Annotated in this window: 24 protein-coding genes; 9 read left to right on the top strand and 15 right to left on the bottom strand. The window is 45.5% G+C overall.

The features are described 5' to 3' along the window. Window positions 1–6: 6 nt before the first annotated feature. The gene (locus tag FD967_RS01940) at window positions 7–2244 is read right to left on the bottom strand and encodes an NADP-dependent isocitrate dehydrogenase (protein ID WP_215326418.1); all 2238 of its coding nucleotides are present in this window, start codon (window positions 2242–2244) and stop codon (window positions 7–9) included. A gap of 251 nt (window positions 2245–2495) precedes the next feature. On the opposite strand from FD967_RS01940, the gene FD967_RS01935 reads away from it, so the two are divergent. After that, on the top strand, window positions 2496–3698 hold the full coding sequence (locus FD967_RS01935; RefSeq protein WP_215326417.1) for an MFS transporter: 1203 nt from the start codon (window positions 2496–2498) through the stop codon (window positions 3696–3698). Here FD967_RS01935 and FD967_RS01930 read toward each other — a convergent pair. Then, the gene (locus FD967_RS01930; RefSeq protein ID WP_215326415.1) at window positions 3695–4711 is read right to left on the bottom strand and encodes a DUF6352 family protein; all 1017 of its coding nucleotides are present in this window, start codon (window positions 4709–4711) and stop codon (window positions 3695–3697) included. The two genes, FD967_RS01935 and FD967_RS01930, sit on opposite strands and share 4 nt — an antisense overlap. A 75-nt stretch (window positions 4712–4786) precedes the next feature. On the opposite strand from FD967_RS01930, the gene FD967_RS01925 reads away from it, so the two are divergent. After that, window positions 4787–5134, top strand: a complete 348-nt coding sequence (locus tag FD967_RS01925; protein ID WP_251369072.1) for an FKBP-type peptidyl-prolyl cis-trans isomerase — start codon at window positions 4787–4789, stop codon at window positions 5132–5134. 88 nt (window positions 5135–5222) lie between these two features. On the opposite strand, the gene FD967_RS01920 is transcribed toward FD967_RS01925, so the two are convergent. After that, window positions 5223–6275 (bottom strand): transglycosylase SLT domain-containing protein, encoded by a 1053-nt coding sequence (locus FD967_RS01920; protein WP_251369071.1) that lies wholly within the window; start codon window positions 6273–6275, stop codon window positions 5223–5225. A gap of 450 nt (window positions 6276–6725) precedes the next feature. On the opposite strand from FD967_RS01920, the gene FD967_RS01915 reads away from it, so the two are divergent. Continuing rightward, the gene (locus FD967_RS01915; RefSeq protein WP_215326412.1) at window positions 6726–7745 is read left to right on the top strand and encodes a DNA/RNA non-specific endonuclease; all 1020 of its coding nucleotides are present in this window, start codon (window positions 6726–6728) and stop codon (window positions 7743–7745) included. 4 nt (window positions 7746–7749) lie between these two features. On the opposite strand, the gene FD967_RS01910 is transcribed toward FD967_RS01915, so the two are convergent. Further along, window positions 7750–7992: a DUF3820 family protein gene (locus FD967_RS01910; RefSeq protein ID WP_215326411.1), complete on the bottom strand. Its 243-nt coding sequence runs from the start codon at window positions 7990–7992 to the stop codon at window positions 7750–7752. Between the two features lie 154 nt (window positions 7993–8146). Between FD967_RS01910 and FD967_RS01905 the strand changes: the two genes are divergently transcribed. The 4 genes from FD967_RS01905 to FD967_RS01890 are packed head-to-tail and all read left to right on the top strand — an operon-like array spanning window position 8147 to window position 10866. Continuing rightward, the gene (locus tag FD967_RS01905) at window positions 8147–9055 is read left to right on the top strand and encodes a DUF6662 family protein (RefSeq protein ID WP_251369070.1); all 909 of its coding nucleotides are present in this window, start codon (window positions 8147–8149) and stop codon (window positions 9053–9055) included. Between the two features lie 10 nt (window positions 9056–9065). After that, window positions 9066–9620 (top strand): FMN-binding protein, encoded by a 555-nt coding sequence (locus FD967_RS01900; RefSeq protein ID WP_215326410.1) that lies wholly within the window; start codon window positions 9066–9068, stop codon window positions 9618–9620. Next, window positions 9617–10444: an FAD:protein FMN transferase gene (locus FD967_RS01895; RefSeq protein WP_215326409.1), complete on the top strand. Its 828-nt coding sequence runs from the start codon at window positions 9617–9619 to the stop codon at window positions 10442–10444. Before FD967_RS01900 ends, FD967_RS01895 begins: the two co-directional genes overlap by 4 nt. After that, window positions 10441–10866, top strand: a complete 426-nt coding sequence (locus FD967_RS01890) for a hypothetical protein (RefSeq protein ID WP_215326408.1) — start codon at window positions 10441–10443, stop codon at window positions 10864–10866. Before FD967_RS01895 ends, FD967_RS01890 begins: the two co-directional genes overlap by 4 nt. A gap of 55 nt (window positions 10867–10921) precedes the next feature. Here FD967_RS01890 and FD967_RS01885 read toward each other — a convergent pair whose 3' ends face one another. From FD967_RS01885 to FD967_RS01875, 3 genes are read right to left on the bottom strand one after another with little or no spacing between them, the layout of a single operon-like run. After that, entirely contained in the window at window positions 10922–11107 is a 186-nt protein-coding gene (locus FD967_RS01885; protein WP_215326407.1) for a DUF2892 domain-containing protein, read from the bottom strand. Window positions 11108–11140: 33 nt separating this feature from the next. Then, on the bottom strand, window positions 11141–11452 hold the full coding sequence (locus FD967_RS01880; RefSeq protein ID WP_215326405.1) for a metalloregulator ArsR/SmtB family transcription factor: 312 nt from the start codon (window positions 11450–11452) through the stop codon (window positions 11141–11143). Between the two features lie 19 nt (window positions 11453–11471). Then, the gene (locus tag FD967_RS01875; RefSeq protein WP_215326404.1) at window positions 11472–12344 is read right to left on the bottom strand and encodes an MBL fold metallo-hydrolase; all 873 of its coding nucleotides are present in this window, start codon (window positions 12342–12344) and stop codon (window positions 11472–11474) included. Window positions 12345–12410: 66 nt separating this feature from the next. Between FD967_RS01875 and FD967_RS01870 the strand changes: the two genes are divergently transcribed. After that, on the top strand, window positions 12411–13250 hold the full coding sequence (locus FD967_RS01870) for a sulfite exporter TauE/SafE family protein (protein WP_215326403.1): 840 nt from the start codon (window positions 12411–12413) through the stop codon (window positions 13248–13250). 65 nt (window positions 13251–13315) lie between these two features. Here the strand turns inward: FD967_RS01870 and FD967_RS01865 are convergent, their stop codons facing one another. The 4 genes from FD967_RS01865 to FD967_RS01850 are packed head-to-tail and all read right to left on the bottom strand — an operon-like array spanning window position 13316 to window position 17673. Then, complete coding sequence (locus FD967_RS01865; RefSeq protein WP_215326402.1) at window positions 13316–14203, bottom strand: AEC family transporter; 888 nt, start codon at window positions 14201–14203, stop codon at window positions 13316–13318. Between the two features lie 23 nt (window positions 14204–14226). Next, a complete protein-coding gene (locus FD967_RS01860) occupies window positions 14227–15144 on the bottom strand; it encodes a ketopantoate reductase family protein (protein WP_215326401.1) in 918 nt (305 codons plus the stop codon). Continuing rightward, a complete protein-coding gene (locus FD967_RS01855) occupies window positions 15141–16046 on the bottom strand; it encodes an EamA family transporter (protein ID WP_215326400.1) in 906 nt (301 codons plus the stop codon). Before FD967_RS01855 ends, FD967_RS01860 begins: the two co-directional genes overlap by 4 nt. Then, a complete protein-coding gene (locus FD967_RS01850; protein WP_215326399.1) occupies window positions 16039–17673 on the bottom strand; it encodes a GMC family oxidoreductase in 1635 nt (544 codons plus the stop codon). Before FD967_RS01850 ends, FD967_RS01855 begins: the two co-directional genes overlap by 8 nt. Window positions 17674–17786: 113 nt before the next feature. Here FD967_RS01850 and yjgA point away from each other — a divergent pair, with 113 nt between their 5' ends. After that, window positions 17787–18314 carry a ribosome biogenesis factor YjgA gene (yjgA, locus tag FD967_RS01845; RefSeq protein ID WP_215326398.1) on the top strand — a complete coding sequence of 176 codons (528 nt, stop codon included), beginning with the start codon at window positions 17787–17789 and terminating at the stop codon, window positions 18312–18314. Between the two features lie 8 nt (window positions 18315–18322). Here yjgA and FD967_RS01840 read toward each other — a convergent pair whose 3' ends face one another. The 4 genes from FD967_RS01840 to pcaD form a co-directional block, all read right to left on the bottom strand. Then, window positions 18323–19039 (bottom strand): NYN domain-containing protein, encoded by a 717-nt coding sequence (locus tag FD967_RS01840; RefSeq protein WP_215326397.1) that lies wholly within the window; start codon window positions 19037–19039, stop codon window positions 18323–18325. 111 nt (window positions 19040–19150) lie between these two features. Next, on the bottom strand, window positions 19151–20245 hold the full coding sequence (locus tag FD967_RS01835) for an acyltransferase (protein ID WP_251369068.1): 1095 nt from the start codon (window positions 20243–20245) through the stop codon (window positions 19151–19153). Window positions 20246–20269: 24 nt separating this feature from the next. Next, window positions 20270–20452 (bottom strand): hypothetical protein, encoded by a 183-nt coding sequence (locus FD967_RS01830; protein WP_215326396.1) that lies wholly within the window; start codon window positions 20450–20452, stop codon window positions 20270–20272. 15 nt (window positions 20453–20467) lie between these two features. Then, window positions 20468–21292, bottom strand: coding sequence for a 3-oxoadipate enol-lactonase (gene pcaD / locus FD967_RS01825; RefSeq protein WP_215326395.1), 825 nt, complete (start codon window positions 21290–21292; stop codon window positions 20468–20470). Window positions 21293–21345 lie beyond the last annotated feature (53 nt).

The following is a 21345-nucleotide window of genomic DNA, read 5'->3' as shown; positions in this document are numbered from 1 at the left end:
CTTACTTTAAGCAGCTGATGCCGTTTTTAAGATGCTATTCAAAGTAGTGCTTGGACACATCACAGCCACGAACTTGTCATGATTAGGCTTGTAATAGCCACCAATATCCACAGGTTTTCCTTGTACCGCCTTAAACTCAGCAACAATCTTTTGCTCGTTCTCAGTCAACGCTTTTGCAATCGGAGCAAAGTGAGCCTGTAATTCTTTATCTTCAGTTTGCGCAGCTAAGGCCTGAGCCCAGTACATCGCCAAGTAAAACTGGCTACCGCGATTATCTAATTCGCCAGTCCGTGGTGATGGTGACTTATTGTTATCCAACAAGGTACCAGTAGCTTCATCTAAAGTGCGAGCTAAGATTTTGACTTTGGCATTACCAGTCTTATCACCAATATCTTCCAGAGAAACTGCCAGGGCTAAGAACTCACCCAAGGAATCCCAGCGCAAATGATTTTCTTCGACCAATTGTTGAACGTGTTTAGGAGCAGAACCACCCGCACCAGTTTCAAAGAGGCCACCGCCAGCCATCAAAGGCACGATAGATAACATCTTGGCGCTGGTACCGAGCTCCATGATTGGGAACAAGTCAGTAAGGTAATCACGCAAAATATTACCGGTCACAGAGATCGTATCCTTACCGCGAATGATGCGCTCTAAGGTGTAGCGCATTGCGCGAGTCTGCGACATGATCTGAATATCAACGCCAGTTAAGTCGTGCTCTTTCAAATAGGTTTGCACCTTCTTGATCAACTCGGCTTCATGTGGACGATACTCGTCTAGCCAGAATACGGCTGGAGTATGCGACAAGCGTGCGCGGTTGACTGCTAACTTCACCCAGTCACGAATCGGCGCATCTTTTACCTGGCACATACGCCAGATATCGCCCTCTTCCACATTCTGCTCCAGCAAGACTGTGCCGTCATCCGCAACAATGCGAGCTACACCTGCCTCGGTAATTTCAAAGGTCTTGTCATGTGAACCGTACTCTTCTGCCTGCTGAGCCATCAAGCCCACATTGGGTACTGTGCCCATCGTTTTTGGATCAAAGTTACCGTGCGTCTTACAGAAGTTAATGATCTCTTGATAGATGCGAGCAAAGGTACTTTCTGGGATGACTGCTTTAGTGTCATGTAAACGCCCATCAGCGCCCCACATCTTGCCGCCCACACGAATCATGGCTGGCATCGATGCGTCTACGATCACGTCACTCGGTGAGTGGAGATTGGTAATACCTTTGGCAGAGTCCACCATCGCCAAGGCTGGACGGTGCTCATGGCAAGCATGCAAGTCCTGAATAATTTCTTCACGTTTAGATTCTGGCAAAGTCTTGATTTTTTCGTACAAGCTACTCATACCGTTGTTTGGATTTACACCCAACTCTTCAAACAACTTGCCATGCTTTTCAAATGCATCCTTGTAGAAAATCTTGACAGCGTGACCAAATACGATTGGGTGTGATACCTTCATCATGGTCGCTTTTACGTGCAAGGACAACATCATGCCAGTCTTGTAAGCGTCTTCAATTTCTTTTTCATAGAACTCGCAGAGTGCTTTTTTACTCATGTACATACTGTCAATAATTTCACCAGCAAGCAAACTTACTTTTGGCTTGAGAACAATCGTCTTGCCACTCTTCGTTACCAAATCCATCTTCACATCACATGCTTTAGTCATCGTCATTGACTTCTCACCTGCATAGAAGTCGCCACCATGCATATGCGATACGTGTGTACGGGAGGCTTGACTCCACTCACCCATCGAGTGCGGGTTCTTACGGGCATAACGCTTAACAGCGTTTGGTGCGCGGCGATCAGAGTTACCTTCGCGCAATACAGGGTTTACTGCGCTACCCAAACATTTGGAGTAACGCGCACGAATTGCTTTTTCAGCATCATTTTTAGGATCATCCGGGAAATCAGGCAGTTTGTAACCCTTGGCTTGCAATTCTTTAATGGCAGCGAGCAGCTGCGGAACTGACGCACTGATGTTAGGCAACTTAATGATGTTGGTATCCGGCAATAAAGTCATCCGACCAAGCTCAGCCAAATTATCGGGAACTTTTTGCTCAGCCGTTAAGCAATCAGAGAACTCTGACAAGATACGTGCCGCAACAGAAATATCGCTTTCTACAACCTGCACTCCAGCTGGAGCCGTAAAAGTACGAATGATTGGCAAAAATGCGCAGGTCGCCAATAAAGGCGCTTCGTCTGTCAGCGTGTAAATGATCTTTGATTTCTCTGAAGCCATTGATGTTTCCTCGATATGGGTAAATATTAGGGGTCGGCCTTATACCGAACCACTCTCGCATTCCGCACGCAACACTTCAGGCGCTTGTGGCTGCCTTGGATGTAATTTCACGTTCTGGACCGAGAGATCTATTTTAAATCATCGACCCCAGCAATTTCAGGGGATTTAGGCTGCAAATTGGCCCAAGTGCATCAATTTAGGGAAATCCCCCAACCCGAACCCATGCCCACTTACATCGTAAACTGCAATACATGATTAACAAGCATCCTTTACTCAATAAAAACCTCGTATTGTTGATTCTCTGCCAGGGCTTGTTTTTAACCAATAATGTGACCTTTATAGCCATTAATGGCCTTGTTGGACTCAGTTTGAGCCCAGTTGCCTGGATGGCTACCTTGCCCGTGATGGGATACGTTGTGGGAGGCGCTTTCTCAACCTCAATCGTAGCCAAAACTCAAAATTACTTCGGTCGCAAGATTTCTTTTCAGTTGGGCCTCTTGGTGGCTGTCTTTTCAGCGCTCCTGTGCGCCTATGCCGCCATCTCCAAGAACTTCTGGCTTCTCGTACTTGGCACCTTTATTGCGGGCTATTACAGCGCCAATGGACAACTCTATCGATTTGCGGCTGCTGAATTGACTGCAGTCAGTCAGAGAGATAAGGCAGTCTCTTGGGTACTAGCTGGTGGAATTCTTGGCGCCGTCATTGGACCCAACCTCGCATCTTGGACCAAGGATTTCTTTGACACTGCTTTTTTGGGGGCTTACCTCACCCTCTCGATAGCTGGCTTGATTGGCGTCTTGGTGATGCAATTCATCCACTTTCCAGAAGAGTTCAAGACGCAGCATTCACTCTCAGCCGGCAGGAGTCTCAAAACCATCCTGCAACAACCGGTATTTATGGTTGCCGTGATCGGCGCCTCTCTAGGCTACGGCGTCATGAATCTCCTCATGGCGGCTACCCCACTTGCCATGCAAATTTGTGGACTCCCATTTTCGGATACAGCGATGGTTTTAGAGTGGCATGTGATTGGCATGTTCGCGCCCGGGTTTTTTACTGGCTCACTCATTCAGCGCTTTGGCACACTCAAAATCATGGGTGTTGGAGTTGCCTTAAATCTCCTGTGCATTGCAATCGCACTCACTGGTGTCGACTTCCAGCAATATTTAATTGCCTTATTTTTACTAGGTGTTGGCTGGAACTTTTTATTTACCGGATCCACATCGTTGGCGATGACTGCATACCGACCTGAGGAGCGTGACAAAGCTCAGGCAACAATTAACTTCTTTGTGTTTGGCACAATGGCCTTCACTTCATTTGGCTCTGGAGCCCTCATTACCTCGCAGGGCTGGAATATCCTCAATCTAGGATCGTTACTTCCCGTTGCCGTTACGGCGGGTGCTTTGATTTGGCTGAGCGCCAATCGCAAGAAGGCTAGCGCCTCCCCTAGCGCTTAAGAAACTTTTGCTAAAGGGAGATTGAAGAGTAGGTTTTGCGGTTTGAGTTTGAGCTGTTTGTCATCATTCATTGCAATTCCCATGTATACCGGCTTTCCAGCCTGAGATTGGGTAACAGCAGCCTCATCAATAAAGTCCAAACGGAATAGGCAAATCACCTTTTCAAGTTCGTCAGTATCGACCGCCTCTTTGTTGTAAAGCTTATTCAGGATATCCGTCGCAGCAGCATCTAGGCCAACATGCCAAGACCATTTTGGATCGGAGATTTGCTGCATTGGAGTAATGCGTACCTGGACACCTAAAAAGTGCTGCACCCATTTCTCGAGGACGCGACAAAAATGATTAATGGGAGGCTGACCAAAGTTGAACTGTACTGCAAAGTCATAATCCTCACTCTTATCCCAATAGAGCTCGGCGTTTTCCTCATGCAATACATCCAAGTCAATCGAGCGCATGGACATCGACTTACTCTTCAGTAGATCCATGATGTTGCCAGTCTCCCCTGCCTGCGCATTTCGAGTCACTACCTCATCATCTGCACCCATCACCACACCGTCCTCCAGCACAGTGATCTTTTGAGTCCGAAAGAAGAGCTCACCCATACGTGCATCCAAAGGATGGCAATCCTCACCCAAAATATGCCGAATAAATATTTGCGCCAGCTGAGATATAAACAGAGGTGGCACATCTACGCCATCACCCTTAAACAAGCTCATGTAGAAGTTTTCTAAAGAGCTGGCGGCTAATAGCTTGGCTCTATACCTCAACCACACTTGATAGTTCACCTGAATATCGGGATCTGCCATACGAGCAATTTCCTCATCGGAAATCACTGCGCGGGGGTTTGCAATTAGGCGCTGATGTAGGGCACGCTCAGCATCACAGGATTCAGGAACAAGGTTTAACTCGGGGCGCAATAAGTACGTGCGCAGAAAATCATCGTTTACTAGTAATTGCTTGTCCGACCCCACCGTAAGAGTTTTGTATGCAGAATGAGGCCAGAAATTTGTCATGTTAGCTTGCTCGAACAAAAAGATTACGCTCAGAATATACTAGCTCTTCAATTTGAGCCAAAGAGGAAGATAAACGTGAGTGAACTCCAAAAAATAGATACCGTTATTGGTGATGGCACGGAAGCGGTTGCCGGCAATGATGTAGATGTGCACTACACCGGGTGGTTGTTTGATGAGAATGCGCCTGAGCACAAAGGCGAGAAGTTTGATAGCTCCCTCGATCGCGGCCAATTATTTAGCTTTCCTTTGGGAGCTGGCCATGTCATTAAAGGTTGGGATGAAGGTGTGCAAGGCATGAAAATTGGTGGAAAGCGCACCTTAATCATTCCTTCTGAGATGGGCTACGGTCCGCGTGGTGCAGGTGGCGTGATTCCCCCAAATGCAACATTGGTATTCGAAGTAGAGCTGCATGGCGTAAATTAATTCCGCCCCTGCATTTGAAAGTAATAAGGCCACTCAAGTCAATAAACTGAGTGGCCTTTATTTTTCCTTAGAAAAAGACTGCGGGATCTTATGAACGCAAGTCTTTACCGTTCAAAGTTAATTTATTAGGTGTTGCTGGTTGACACAAACTAATCAAACGATTTCTTTCGGCCATGACCTTGTCAGTGTAGCCCCCATCATTCTCTGCATTTGCAGCGCCAACATAGTATTTCAAGCCATCACGCAATGAACCGGTAGTAGCAATCAGATACTTCAAAATATAAGCGCCCACCCGAATATTGACTTCAGGCTTCACCGCATCAGTAGCGCCACCATATAAGGCGTACTTATCTTTATGAATCGCAGTCATTACCTGCATCAAACCTTCAGCACCAGCGTGACTTTTGCTGACAGGGTTGAAGTTAGACTCAACCGAAATCACAGCGAGCAACAAAACGGGGTCAATTTTGACTTCTTTTGCAATCAACACAGTGTTAGATACATATTCCTCGATCTTGGCGCGATCTAACTTGTACTTCTTCTCAAAGAAGTCAGCTACCGCGCGTTGATTCTGAAGAGAGACCATCAGCTTTGAATCCAGTGCCTGAGGATCAATTTTTGAAGTGGGGATACGATCAGCCAAATGGGAAATCGGTCTCACCTGGGCATTTGCTACTGATGGCATCAAGAGGGCAACTTTTTGCTGCTTAGCGCTCATGAGGCTACTTTGAGGGGTATTGGATGCTTTGCCATAGATCACAGTAGCAATCTCTTTATCGGCAAGCGCTTTAGGGGCCTCTTCTTGATACTGATCGAGCATTCCAAAACCATTTTGCCAAACGATATGGCGAGCTTCGTCTGGAACCAGAATTCGAGCTAAATCGAATGCACCCGCTTGAGTTCCGTTACCCGAGAGCCAGAATCCAACGATCATGAAAACAGTCACAATCAATAAACCATTCAGGACCCGATAGACAGGAGATAGTGCGTGAGCCAACAAATCCTTAGCGTGAGCCGTTGCTGGCTGCGCTAGTGGCATGTCACTCGAATTGGCAGAAAAACATTTAATCATTCGTAATCTTGCAGCACCCCAAAAATCAACACTCTGATTTATGTTGCACTGCAATAAGTAAAAAAACATGAATCACTCTAAAAAGGTTCTTATATCAAGTCAAGAATAAAGAACCTCATTTCCATAACTTATGGGTCTTGAAATAAGGATAATCCCTAAGAACATCTCTAGATTTGATATTTATCCATTTAAATTCAATAGTTTAAAGAAGTTAGTGGGGGCTTATTTCATATAATAAAAAAGTGCTTAAATTCCGACTTTTTTACTATTTTTGCTCTTCAAAAGAGATGTCTGACCCGTACATTTAGTGTTCGGATAGACTAAATTTTCTACCAGTAGTGTTTTTCGCTCATGAGCTCAAGTTGCGCCTCAGCTTGTTTTCATGATTTGCGACTACATGAAATATCAGGCAAAAGACTTCTAAGCGTCCATCAATATTGGCTTTAAAGCTAACTTGATAGCCAGATAGGCGTAAAACCTACACCCCCCTAATGACGAGACTCATTACACTGACAGGCAATGAAATTCCTGGTCAAACTCCTCTTATTTAGCTCGCTTTGGCTACCACTGAGTGCGTCGGCCCTCTTCGATCAATGCCAAGATCTATTCCCATCCCAACAAATACCAAGCACTACTCAGGTGGGTCGGGACCTCTGTTTTGATGATTTTGCGATCTACTACTCGCCTTCTGACAAAAAGCCCATTTATACCGTTGAGAAGTTAAATGGCGAGCAACTACAGGCGCCACACCCACGCCGCACCAATCAGTTCTTCGAAGAGGCGAGACTCCCAGCCCATGAACGCGCCTTACTGGCAGACTATCGCGGCAGCGGATATGACCGGGGTCACAACGTGCCAGCTGGCGATATGACAAGTGAGCGAGGCATGGCTCAGTCATTCTCCCTGGCAAATATGATGCCGCAAGCTCGGCAAAATAATCAGGGCATCTGGGCCAAACGGGTTGAAGAACCTACGAGGATGTACATCAAGCGCGTACAAGGCGATGTCTATGTCTTTACTGGATCAGTGGGTCATGCCGGCAGTATTGGCAAGGGCAAGGTCACGATTCCGAGTCATCTCTACAAGCTAGTTTACGATCCTGCCAAAAAATTAGCTTGGGCTCATTGGGTCGAAAACACAGATGATGCGCAAATGAATGCGCCGATCTCTTATGCCGAACTGATTCAGAAGACCGGCATCGACTTTCACCTACCGATAGAGGTCGACGAACGCAAGTCTAGTAAACCAGCTGAAAAGAGTAGTCCGGTGTCTAGACCGATAGTGGGTGGCTGGTATCCCGTCTTTTTTGATCAGTATTCAGCCGAGAAGCTTACGGCACTGATCTCTAATATCAAAGCGGGAAAAGTTACCAGTGTTCAGATTCAATACGACCACAATGCAGAACTCGCTCAAAAGCTAGCGCAAGAAATTCAGATGCAAAGTGGATTGCAGGTCACCCTCTCCCAAAGTAGTCCGCCAGATTCACCCAATGTGATCTATGAACGCAATCGCGTAACAGCGATAGTTCGCTCCAAGTAAACCTTTACTGCTCGCGGCTACGGGGAGCAATTCCATGGGCTCGTTGGATGGGGGCCAATAAACCGCGTAAGCCATTGTGATCCAGGGTGTGCATTAACTCTAGTAACTGCCCAAGCTCGCCGTTAGGAAATCCCTCGCGTGCAAACCACGCCAAATAATTGCTAGGTAAGTCTGCAAGTGCACGGCCAGCATGCTTGCCGAAAGGCATCTTCATTTTGACCAGCTTCACCAGGGCTTCTGAATCCATAGACCCAAATCTTACAAGCTCGGGAGTATTCCTAGGTAAAAACTCAACACCAAAGCACGCAGGGTTATTTCGTCAATTGAGAATTATTCTCATTTACTGTATATTGAGAATCATTCTTATTTACTTTGATTGACCAGTCCACCCAACCATCAAAATGACCATCAAACGACTTGTTGCCTTTAGCATCCTATTAGCCACAGCACTGCACTTCTCATTCGCAAATGCGGGTGAGGGTGCATTCGGGTGGGTCTATACCCTCGATCTGCAACCCAAGGGGAAACTCGAGTTTGAACAACGCTTACAACTGAATCAACAACAAGCGGCTGGCACCTACGATGCCTGGATAGCTAGAACCGAGTTGGAATATGGTCTTACCAATGATTTACAAATTGCTGGCTATATCAATTCCTACTACACCAGCGCAAATCAGAATTACACCAATCCAGCAGCCTGCGGTGATAACGCAAGTTGTACAGGTGGGTATGGGGTGCCATCCAGCCATGACCCAGCTACACCCTACAGAAAAAGCGGTATTGAAGGTGGGTCACTAGAGGCTATTTATCGACTCACAAATCCAGTGACATCACCCATTGGCGTGGGTCTCTACCTAGAGCCCACTATTGGTAGAAATAAAAATGAAATAGAGGCACGCCTACTCTTGCAATCCAATTTCATTGACGATCAATTAATTTTGGCAGGTAACGTAGTTGTAGCAAATGAACGCTTGAAGTTTATTGAAAATGGCAACATACCAGAATCAATGCTCGACTTCCTTGTGGGTGCTAGCTATCGGTTTGCGCCTAAATGGTCTGCTGGCGTTGAGGCACGTTTCCATAATGACTACTCAGAATTCAATTTACGTAATCAAGTCCAACGTGCAACTTTTGTGGGGCCCAATATGCACTATGCCGCAAAAGACTGGTGGGTCACGGGTGCTTGGCGCTATCAACTCAAAGGCGGCACCTGCATGGGTGGCGGAGAAGCCGAGTGCTCCAATGCTCGCGTTTGGGATAGCCATTCAGTGAATGAATTTATCGTCAAAGTTGGATTTCCTTTGAACTAAAGAAATGAATATGAACTGGAAACCTAACCCTCTATTCATCATTGGTCTAGCTGTAGCAACTGCTCCAATCATTGCACAGGCCAAGATTTATGTATCCGTTGAACAAGCTCAGAAGATATTGATCCCCAATAAATCGCTTATTCAAAATCCCATGATCATTACTGATGAGCTGCAAGAAAAAATGCGCTCAGCTTCGAGTATTCGTCACCCTTTTCAGGGGGATCGAATTTGGAGGGCGACTGACGGAAGTTGGTTCATCGTAGATGAGGTAGTTGGAAAACATGAAATGATTACTTACGCAGTCGCACTCAATCCATCGGGCGCAGTAACTGGAATTGAGATTCTGGAATACGTTGAATCTTATGGTTACGAAGTAGCCGAAGCCAACTGGCGCAAACAGTTCGTCGGAAAGACGGCTAGAGACTCCATCAAGCTCAATCAAGATATTCAAAACATTGGTGGCGCTACCCTCTCCTGCAAACACCTTACTGATGGCGTCAAACGAGTTGCGGTTTTATATGACATCGCTTTAAAAAATCAGACCTTAAGCCTAAAAGCAAAATGATTCGCTGCAAGCCGCTCTTAGGTACCTTCGTAGAAATCAGGATTGAAGATGAATCGCCATCATTCAAAGCGCTAGACGAGGCCTTTTTAGCTATTGAACAAGTGCAATCTTTAATGGGTTTTCATAACCCTGACAGCGAGCTTTCCCAGATCAACGCTAGATCCTACTTAAAGCCTGTTCGGATTCATCCCCGGACAGCCGAAGTTCTCACCATCGCAAAAGAGGTTTACCTTCAATCCCAAGGAATATTTAATTGTGGCGTTGGTTATCGCCTAGTGGAAGCAGGTCTGCTCCCAAGGCATTACAAGCCCAATGAATACTCATTTGGAGGTATTGAAGATCTCCAATTCATTGAACCCTCTCTGGTTAGATCGTCACTACCGCTTTGTCTAGATCTTGGCGGCATCGCTAAAGGATATGCGGTAGATCAAGCCGTTGAGGCTTTACTTGCTAATGGCGTCCAAGCTGGATCAGTCAACGCAGGCGGAGATATGCGCGTATTCGGGGATTGTTCTCGAGAGATTCAAATTCGTAATCCATCAAAACCGCATGAACTCATTCAGATTGGCAGCCTGACAGTAGGGGCGATTGCCACTAGCAGTCTCTACTTTGCAAACCGCAATACCAGTTCGACGAGTTTTATGGTGAACCCCCTCAATCAAGAGCAGATTGAGTTTTCAGAGTCTTACTCAGTTGTCGCCAGTAGCTGTGTCTACGCAGATGCTCTAACTAAGGTAGTGAGTATTTCTAGGAATACGCACCATCCTTGCTTGAATTATTTTTCTGCCCAAGCAATCAGCATCCCAAACACCCAATCCCTATGAAAAATATAAATCGTCTTGGCAAGATGCCGACGTGGCAAAAACACTTTGTCCAAATTGGTATGTTGAGTTGCTCCCTCACTGGGACGGCCTATTTACTTGGTCATGAATTCCATATTGAACGGGTTGTATTGGGAGCTCACTCGGTATTAGCATGGCACGGCATTGCTGCCATACTGGCTACGATAGCTCTAGGTTCAGTCTTACCCTTTCATCTGAAGTCAGGTCTGAAATCCAAGAGAAAGCTATGGAGTGGTTTAAGTCAATTGGCTTTTTTAGCCACCTTATTGGTATCGGGCGCCTTGTTGTACTACGGCCCCGCAGAAATTCGGGATGGGGTCGTTACGACACACTGGATGATTGGTATTGCCTTTTTTATCATCTTTTTACTGCATAGGGTTGATGTCAACCGTTGGTCTGCCTAAATAAAAAAGGCGTATTCGATTTTTCTAATACGCCTTTCTCGTCATCTCTTCATAATTACTTTGAGCAAAAATTATTCCCCAGTAATAAGTAGGCTGGGCAGAAACGGAAAATACCAGTTGCCATCGGTATTAGGCCGAGCCAACCCCACCAGCCTACGATACCGTTAGCTGCAAGTGCAACCAGCACAATACCTACTGAGATCCTTAAAATACGATCGATACTGCCGACGTTACATTTCATATTGAACTCCCTTTAAAAGCGATTAAAGATTGATTACTTCTTACAGTAATACTTGTAGAGCAAACTCATGACTGCGACAGCAACCTCACTAGATAGGGTGTAATAAATTTGCTTTCCTTCTCTACGTGTTTTAACTAACTTTTCTGTGCGCAACACAGTCAGTTGCTGCGAGAGAGTTGGCTGATGTAAATCTAGCGCAGCCTCTAACTCACCAACACATTTTTCTGCTTGCCCAATTTCACATAAGAGCATCATGCGGTCTCGGTTAGATAAGACTTTCATGAGCTTGCAGGCATCATCTGCAGCTGACTGCATCTTCTTTAACTCTGCTTTGGAGATAGGCATAGTGATTGTCATTCTCTGTTCAGAGTGCATTCAAAGGAATTTTTAGATAAGAAACTCCATTGCTATCAGCCTCAGGAAAATGTCCAGCTCGTATATTGACCTGAATAGAAGGCAAGATTAATGTTGGCATCTCTAAAGTGTTATCTCGTGTGGTGCGCATTTGCACAAATTGCGCTTCAGTCACGCCATCATGCACATGAATATTATTTGCCTTCTCATCAGCAACAGTGGTCACGCCAGTTGCAGGTCGATTATTTGGCGGATAGTCATGGCACATATACAACTTGGTCTGACCAGGATAAGACAAAATCTTTTGAATAGATCGATAAAGCGTCTTCGCATCGCCGCCCGGAAAATCGCAACGCGCCGTGCCGACATCTGGCATAAATAGGGTATCGCCCACAAAGATGGCATCGCCGATTTCATAAGCCATACAAGCAGGTGTATGACCTGGTACAAAAAGTGACTTTAATGAGAGATTTCCAAAAGCGAGCGATTCACCCTCTTTCAGCAAATAGTCAAATTGAGCGCCGTCCGCTTTAAAGTGATCATCTAGATTGAAGATGCCCTTAAATACCGCCTGCACATTGGTAATGTGATCCCCGATCACCAACTTGCCACCTAAGTGACTTTGTAAATATGGGGCTGCTGTTAAGTGATCTGCATGAGCATGTGTCTCTAGGATCCAATCAACTTGGAGTTGATGCGCCTTTACAAAGTCAATCACCTCGTCAGCAGACTTGGTGCTAGTTCGGCCCGATTTAGGATCGTAGTTCAAGACAGAGTCAATGATGGCGCAAGGAGCCCCCTCACACTCATAGACCACATAGGTATAGGTCCATGTTTCTGGATCAAAAAAGTCTTTAATGAGCGGGGAGTGTTTTATAGTCAAAATATTTCCTTAGTTGCCTATATATTATATATATTTATATACTATATTAATATAAAATAAATTGCAATGGACTACTCCACTCTGATCAGCCCTTCGCTAGGAATCCTAGTAGGCATCCTGATGGGCCTTACTGGCGCTGGAGGTGGAATCCTGTCCGTACCGCTGCTGATCTTCTTTCTGGGTCTACCCATTGCAGAGGCGGCACCAATTGCACTGTGTGCTGTTGCCCTTGCTTCTAGCATTGGCGCTATTCTGGGCTTGAAAAACAAGATCTTGCGCTACAAAGCAGCTATTTTCATGGCGCTCTTTGGCTTAATCCTGTCCCCCATAGGACTTTGGCTTACGAGCCAGATTCCGAATGCGCCCTTACAAATTGTATTTAGTTTCATCCTGCTATACGTTGCCATCAACTTATTCTTTCAAGCGCGTAATGAGCTTAAAGGTGTTCCAGAGGTAAATAGAAAACCTCCCCCTTGCTTGATCCTTCCAACTGTCGGAAAGCTTCAATGGACAATGCCTTGCGCGCGCGCACTGATGCTCTCTGGAAGCATTGCAGGTTTTCTATCGGGTCTACTTGGGGTTGGTGGTGGCTTCATCATTGTTCCTGCCCTGAGACGTTATACAGACCTACCCGTTAAGTCCATCGTAGCAACTTCGCTTGGGGTACTCGCCATCATTACTGGTGGTGGCGCAATCTTTTCGGCAGCTTCTGGCAACTTAAATCTGATGGTGGCCGCACCATTCTCGATTGCAGCGCTGGTTGGTTTATTACTTGGTCAGCTTTTGGGCAAGAAAATCAGCGGCCCTAATATCCAACTAATCTTTGCTATTTTCACCCTACTGGTGGCAATAAGTCTGCTAATCAAAGGCGCTCTTAATCTGCGCCTTGAAGTTTTCTTTCATTAAATGGAGTAGCTCCTCTAGCGTCCCTTTTTCTCATTACTTTTCTCGTGCTATGAGGAAGAGGTCAGCTAGGACGTGCCGTTATAGATTGCCAGCCAAATCACCAGTGGTAAATAGATCACCGACAGCAGATGTCCCACCATGACTATTGAGGCTACCTTATGTGGCTCTTGATTATGGCGATCTGCCAAGATGTAATTAAATACCGCAGGGGGCAGGCCGGCAAAAATGATGAGGGCGCCCTTTTGAGTTAACTCTAAAGGCAAGGCCCATATCACCAAAAATGCAATTGTTAAGCGTAAAACAATGGATAGCACGGTGGCTATGACTCCCGCTTTGACATGCTCAATTTTTCCTTCAGCTAGGCGAGTCCCCAGTGAGATCAACATCAAAGGAATCAAAATTGTACTGACCATGGTGATTGAAGTATCGAGCCACTCTGGTAATGAAAACTGAAAGTGTCCAAACCACAAACCTAAGGCCATCGACCATACCAAAGGGCTGGCATAAATACTTTTGGCATCCATTTTTCCGGTCATCACTGCCGAGCCCAAAGAAAAAATCAAAATATTAGATAAGACCATCAGTAAGACCGAGGGTGCTAAGCCATCGGGCCCAAATGCCAACACCGTAAGCGGAATCCCAATGGGGCCCACATTGGTAAACATAATGGATGGCAATAATGCTTTAGATCCTGTGCCGGAATATTTTGCAAGGGGCAAGGCCAACACACCTGACAAGACTACGATCAGTAGTGCAGCTAAAACCAAATAGCCTGCGCTTGTGAAATCAAGCGGTTTGGCGGATAAAGAGATAAAAATAAAACACGGCAATGCTAAGTCAATGAGGGTGTGATTGGCGCCACTCATATTGGGCTTTCTATATCTAGCATATAAAAAGCCAGCAAACACAATCGCAAAAATGGGCAGGGTAATACCCAGAATACGTAAAATCATTAGCAATTACTCATGCGCATTGATTAAGCAGCTTGACGCCGCTGAATGACCTCAATATGCGTGTATGCCATCTTGATTAAATCGCAGTCCAATTGCTTACTCTGTGCTTTATTGATCATCTCGAGCAAGATGTGAGCATGCTCTGTTTTATTTCCGGCATTCAGGTCTCGCAACATGGATGCAGTCATTGGTGATCCGACTAATGTGAGCATCTCAATTGATTTTGTTTGCACACCGGCTGCAATCGCATATCCATGGGCATCCGCAATCGCGCAACACTGTCTATACATCGTTTTAGTTAATGCCTCGCCATCAGGAGTAGCAACGATTTCTCCGATAGAGCCATTACACAAGGTGGTCATGCCTGCCAAGGTACTTAAAAAAGTCCACTTATCCCACAGGGCTTGTTCAATGTTGTCGCTATAGACTGCATTGAAATCGGTTTTTTGACACAAGCCATAAAATTCTTTTGCTACAGCCTCTTGACTCGGCGTACGTGCCCCGACTGTTAATACATGCAAATCGGTTAGTTGCTTTACTGCACCCGTCTCGGTAATAGTTGCGGCAATATGGGCTATTCCACCGATCACCCGCTCACGGCCAAAGCGCTGATCCAATTGCTCAATATGCGCTAAGCCATTCAGAAAAGGCAGAATAAAACCTCGACTTGAGGCCCCTGAAATCGCTTGCAAAGAGTCCTCCAGATCAAAAGCTTTCGGTGCCAAAATAATGAGGTCATATAGTGGCTGCAGCTCTTGAGCAGTGATGGTTTTAGGATGTACTGTATAACTTCCTTGCGGAGTTTCCACGGCAAGTCCATGCCTCTCTATATGCGCTTGACGCTTTTCTCGCAATAAATAAGTGACATCCGCACCAGCCAACATCAACTTCGATCCGTAATAGCCGCCAATACCGCCCGCGCCCACAATTAATATTTTCATGACTTCCTCAAGGAATGTTTTGTGAACGATAAACCATAAATGCTACCTAGGTAGCCCACCATCACTAAACCTGCCGCTAAGAACTTCCAGCCTGGTAGTGATTCACCCAAGAAAATCGCTGTTGCCCCCATGCCAAAGATTGGAACCAATAAAGGGGCTGGTGCTACGACAGCTGCGGGATACTTGGATAAAAGCCAGGCCCAAGCAGCGTAGGCAAATAAAGTATTGGCCCAAGACTGCCAAAAGACACCCGCCCAAGCCACTGGGGGCGCTAACTCTAAGGTGGAAATTAAGCTTGAATAGCCTCCCTCAAAATACAGAGACAGCAGTAACAAGGGTGGAATCGAAAATGCACTGGCCCATACAACATAAGCAAACATATTAATAGCCCCCGCTTGTCGGCTCACGGTATTGCCCGCTCCCCAGGCGCAACCAGCGCAGATCACCAACCCTATTCCCAAGAGGCTTGTTTGGCTATCGATATGACTAGCAATCACCAGTAGTCCCATCATTGCAATACCAATCGAGATCGCTTGATGCCAAGCAATACGTTCTTTTGCAAACACCATGGCAAAGCCAATCGTAAAGAACACTTGGGTTTGTACAACCAGCGAAGCTAATCCTGGGATGATATGACCATTAATCGCATAAAACAAGATACCGAATTGCCCCACCCCAATAAAGAGCCCATACAGACACAAATTGAGCCACGATACTCGGGGCCGCCTTACAAAGAAGATCGCCGGCAGTAAGGCAAAAACATAGCGCAGAGTAGCAAACAAAAATGGTGGAAATGCATCAAGTGATTTTTTAATCACTACAAAGTTGGTTCCCCAGATTGCCACAATGGCCAAAGCTAAGAGTAAATGATTTAAGGGTAGGCGATTCTGAACATTATTCACCGCAGAGCAATTCCGCTGCGCGCTGCGCAATCATCATCGTTGGTGCCGCAGTATTCCCCGAAGTAATTGTTGGCATTGCAGATGCATCAACCACCCTCAGGTGATGAATACCCCTAACTCGTAATTGTGAATCCAGTACTGCCATCGGATCATCATTGCGCCCCATCTTGCAGGTGCCCACTGGATGAAAAATCGTTGTACCAATATCTCCAGCGGCTTTGATAAGTTCTTCATCGCTTTGATATTGTTTGCCTGGCTTGTACTCATCTGGCGTGTATGGCTTCAGAGCGGGGCTTTCTACAATCTTCCGTGTGAGGCGCAATGAATCTGCTGCTACCTTACGATCCTCGGATGTAGATAAATAATTTGGTGCAATCACCGGGGGCGCTCCTGGATCGATTGAGCTGATATGCACACTACCGCGAGATGTAGGTCGCAAGTTACAAACGCTGGCAGTAATTGCATTAAAGGAATGCAAATCTTCACCAAACTTTTCTAGTGATAGTGGTTGAACGTGATACTCCACATTTGCCGAAGGCTGATCAGATGAACTATATGCAAAAGCACCCAACTGTGAGGGAGCCATCGACATCGGGCCAGAGCGCTTCAATATATACTCCATACCAATTAACAGCTTACCAAGCAAGGAATTCGCCTTGGTATTCAGGGTGCCAATGCCATTGACCTTGTAGATCATGCGCAATTGCAAATGGTCTTGTAAGTTTTCGCCCACGCCTGGTAAATCTGCAATGACGGGGATGCCCAGCTTGTTGAGATGCGCAACTGAGCCAACGCCTGAGCGCTCTAGGACCTGCACACTTCCAATTGCGCCTGCACTCAAAATCACTTCACCTTGATGTGCAATATTACAAAGCACTTCAGTGGTTTTGCCATCTTTAATATATTGCACTCCGAAGCAATTTTTAGAGCTCGGATCAATTAATAATTTATTGACCATGGCTTCAGTCACTACAGTGAGATTGGGTCGCTTAGCAGCTTCACGCAAAAATGCTTTGGAGGTATTGAGGCGCCAACCTTTACGCTGACTCACATCAAAATAACCCACTCCAAAGTTATCGCCTTGATTAAAGTCATCTGACGCCGGAATGCCCGCCTCTACTGCAGCCTCCTTGAAAACATCCATGATGGGCCAACGCAAACGCTGCTTAGATACAGTCCACTCACCACCCTTGCCGTGCCATTGATTAGCAGCGCCGTGATAGTCCTCAAATGATTTATAACGACGCAAGGCGTTTTGCCAGGACCAAGATTCATCACCAGTTGCTTTAACCCAAGATGCATAGTCACCTTCTTGGCCGCGCATATAGATCATGCCGTTGATAGATGAGCAACCACCTAAAACCCGACCACGTGGATATAGCAGTGAGCGTCCGTTTAGGCCTTTTTCAGCAGCAGTCTTAAAACGCCAATCCGCTCTCGGGTTATCGATGCAATACAAGTAGCCCACCGGCACATGTATCCAGATGTAGTTGTCATTCTTGCCAGCCTCAATCAAGAGTACACGTTTGGCGGGATTCTCAGTCAAGCGCTTGGCTAACATACAACCTGCGCTGCCAGCACCAATAATGATGTAGTCGTAAGCGTTTTGATGGCTTGTTGTGCTCATATCTCTAGTTTTATAGATGCCTATTTTTAAACTCTATTATTTACTAAATCTCCCAATGCGAAGAAATTAGGCGATTCAGTTAGAAACAGCGAATACCCGTCTAAAATAGATGCATGCACGTCAATGAAAAGAACCGCACCCCCAAGAAAGATAATCTTGATGATGGGCCCAGCAAATCCGAGCTAAAGCGCTTGATGACCGAGCGCCAAAAACTGGCCGAAGTTCTAGCAGCGCTTAGTAGCGATGCCTTAAAGACCATACCAATGGATGAGGCTATTAAAACCTCCATTGCAGAAACCAATAAGATTAAGAGTTTTGAGGCGATCCGTCGTCATAAGCAATATCTTGGTAAGCTTATGCGCTTTTTAGATGAAGGGGAGCTGGATGCTATTCAGAAACGTTTAGATGCTATCCAAGGCGTTAGTAAGGCAGAGACTGCAAAGCTGCATCATCTGGAGTCCTATCGTGATCGATTGATTGCAAACGATGAGACCTTTACCAAGATGATTGAGCAATATCCGGATATGGATATTCAGAATATGCGTACCCTCATCCGCAATGCGCGCAAAGAAAAAGAAACCAACAAACCACCAAAAGCTTTTAGAGAGATATTTCGCGTTTTAAAAGAGATGGGAATCTAGCTTCCCACTTACCAAGTATTCGGTTTTTGAATTTTTGAGCCCGGGATTTTCGATGGCAGCTGCGAAGCGGTAGCATGCGAAACACTAAGAATCTTCACCCAATCAGAGTGCCTTATTAGATCACCTGAAATATGTCGATGATTTTTACTCTGAATTGGCGCCACCACACCAATACGCAAGTGTGGCTGATGCCGCTTCACCGCCGCTAAAGCACCCTCAAGATCAGAATCATTACTACAAACCACCGCCTGCTCACATACACCTGTAAAAGCGCCAGTAATCAAATCTGATGCCAAATTAACATCTGTCTTTTTTTCATTAAAGTCATAAACCTGAACTATTTTCAATTCGGGGACCTCAGTAATTGGTCTCACTAACCTTTGGTAGGGTGTTGTTGCTAAGATTTTTCCCTGAATGATTTCTAGACAATTGGGATACATTTTTCTCAAAGCCTGAAGGTAAATCCGTTGTCGCTGGGTTGACATAGGATCATCCGACATCCTGCCGAGAACGGGTGCCGTGTAATAGCGCACTTGAATTAATTCTGCATTTTTATCTAAAATGCGCTCAGAAAATAGCCTAACAATATCTAACCACTTCAATTTTGACTTTCTCAGCAAGCCGTAATAAAGGTTATATCCATCAATATAAACAATAGTTTTGATAATTTTCCCGTTCCAGAAAAGACAAAACCACCCGAAGGTGGTCTGTCGCCCAAAAAGCAATCGGATGAACCGAACGGTTAATGGGTGAGTCGTAAAAAAATTATACGCCTTTTAAGATTTAGTGAATTCACTTAGTAATTAAATGGTTTTCAAGTCTGAAATAATCAATCTCTAAGTCTTTAATTTAGCCGAGGGAATTTCTACCCAACGATACAGATAGCTAGCGGCAATAGTGCTACACACCACGACTCCTAACATTAAGCCAACTGCAATGAGGCCACTCTCGTGAGCATGCATTCCAGAGCCAATATATAGCGTATTTGCCAACAAGATAAATGCAAAGTGAATTAAGAAAGCGCAGTACGAGCGCGGGCTCGCCCATGTAATAGCTCGCAGTACTGATGATTTCAATCCATGGGCCTCAGAGCCCACGGCAGGATAAGTAGCATTACCCCATAGCAATAAAAGCAAGGCCACAAACCAGGCTAAGAAATTTCGTAACCACACTTGATGCAATGTGGAAATGAAGATAATCACTCCAATCGCAATTAGTACAAACTTGGCCAAGACTTGGATCTTCTGATCCGAAAAGTTCTTAGCCAAATAAGCCAACACGCCAAGACTATATGAGCCAATAAAGTAAATGAAGTAGGCCTCGTACTGGTTGGAGCGATTGAAGTACAGCAAAGAACAAATCGCAATAATGCTGAGAAACCATATTAAAACCTGATATGAGGAAAAAGAAATTAGCAATACCGCTAGCACCGAGTACAACTGCCAATCAATCGCCACATACCAAGCGCCAGCAGAAATAGAATCAAGTCCTAATATGCCTTGCAAGAAAAATAAGTGGGCCAGGAACTGGCTGAGCGTTTCTTGCTCGCCGACGAATTCATCATTCACCCAAAAGCGTGCAATCCAAGCACAGAGAATAGTAAAAAATAAAGCGGCAACATAAGGGGCAAACAAACGCAAATAGCGATTGATAATGACTCGTAGTAAATTCTGGCTACTGAATTTCGCATTCGCAAATCTCGTTAATGACTGCGTTGCTAGGTAACCTGCCATGACCAAGAAGATTTGTACGCCATAGCGTCCATACTCAAATAAAAAATTCATTACACCCGGTAAGAATGCTCGCGCATCTTCTGCAATCTGACCATAACTCGATAGGTGATGCAGGATGATTAATAGCGCTGCAAAGACCTTCAGAAAATCAACTAAGAAAAGTGATTTAGCTTGTTTCAAAATAAGGCTGGCACTCACTTAAATAGATTTATCTAGGGTGGATCACTTCTTCGACCTTGAATCAGTTTTACCGATCAATGAAGCTAATAATGGATTGCTGCTAGCAAGTTCTTTCTTAGACTTCGCAACATCATCTGCTGCTCCAGGTTTAGGAACTCTTGTAGCGTTCTTCATACGCTGTGCTGTTGCCAAAGCTAGGTTTTTATACAGGTCGGTTTTTTTCATGTAGGTGGCTCCAGTTCACTTGACTGCTAAAGCATTGTCAACGGCATCAATAAAGTCTCGCACAGTTCGATTAAATACCTCTGGTTGCTCAATATTGGATAAATGCGCTGCGTCTTCCAATATGACTAACTTGGAGCCATCAATCATACGATTGAGCACAATGGCTTGATCCACCGTACAGGCTGGATCCTGACGCCCTGTCAGAATCAGTGTTGGGGCTTTAATTTTTAAGAGCATGGTGGTTTGCGCCATATCCCTTACCGCACTTGCACACCCCAGATAACCCTCAACCCCGGTACCCAAAATCATCTCTCGCACTTTGGCAATATCTTGAGGCGCACGAGCAATAAATGGGGCAGTAAACCAACGCTGAATGGTGCCATCTACTAAACCGGCAATGCCTTCTTTGCGCGCAAGCTCAAAACGCTCCTCCCACAAACTACGTGGAGGCATTTCACTTGCTGTATCGCAGAGGGATAGAGAATAAACACGCTCCGGAAAACGAGCACCGAGTTGCTGACCAATCATGCCGCCCATCGATAGTCCGATGAAATGCACTTGATCAATCTTTAAGGCATCCAATAGGGCAGCCGCGTCATCCGCCAATTGAGGGATGCTATAGGGCGCTGGGGTTGTTTCAGAGTCGCCGTGCCCACGCTTATCAAAACGGAGGACTCGATAACGATCGCTTAATGCAGGCACATTCCAATCCCACATACTGCAATCCGACATGAGGCTATTGGCCATCATCACCACATGGCCATCACTAGGACCATCAAAACGATAGGCAATATTGACCCCGTTGACCTTGATGATCTGTTTTTCTAGTTTTTGGCTCATTTATCTCTGCTTTCTAGCTGGTTCAGCAATTTTTATATATCCCATCTTGATCA

This window comes from Polynucleobacter sp. JS-Mosq-20-D10 (assembly GCF_018687755.1).
Classification (GTDB): Bacteria; Pseudomonadota; Gammaproteobacteria; order Burkholderiales; family Burkholderiaceae; genus Polynucleobacter.
Note: the sequence above shows the minus strand (reverse complement) of the source record. Positions and strands in the feature narration are given on the sequence as shown.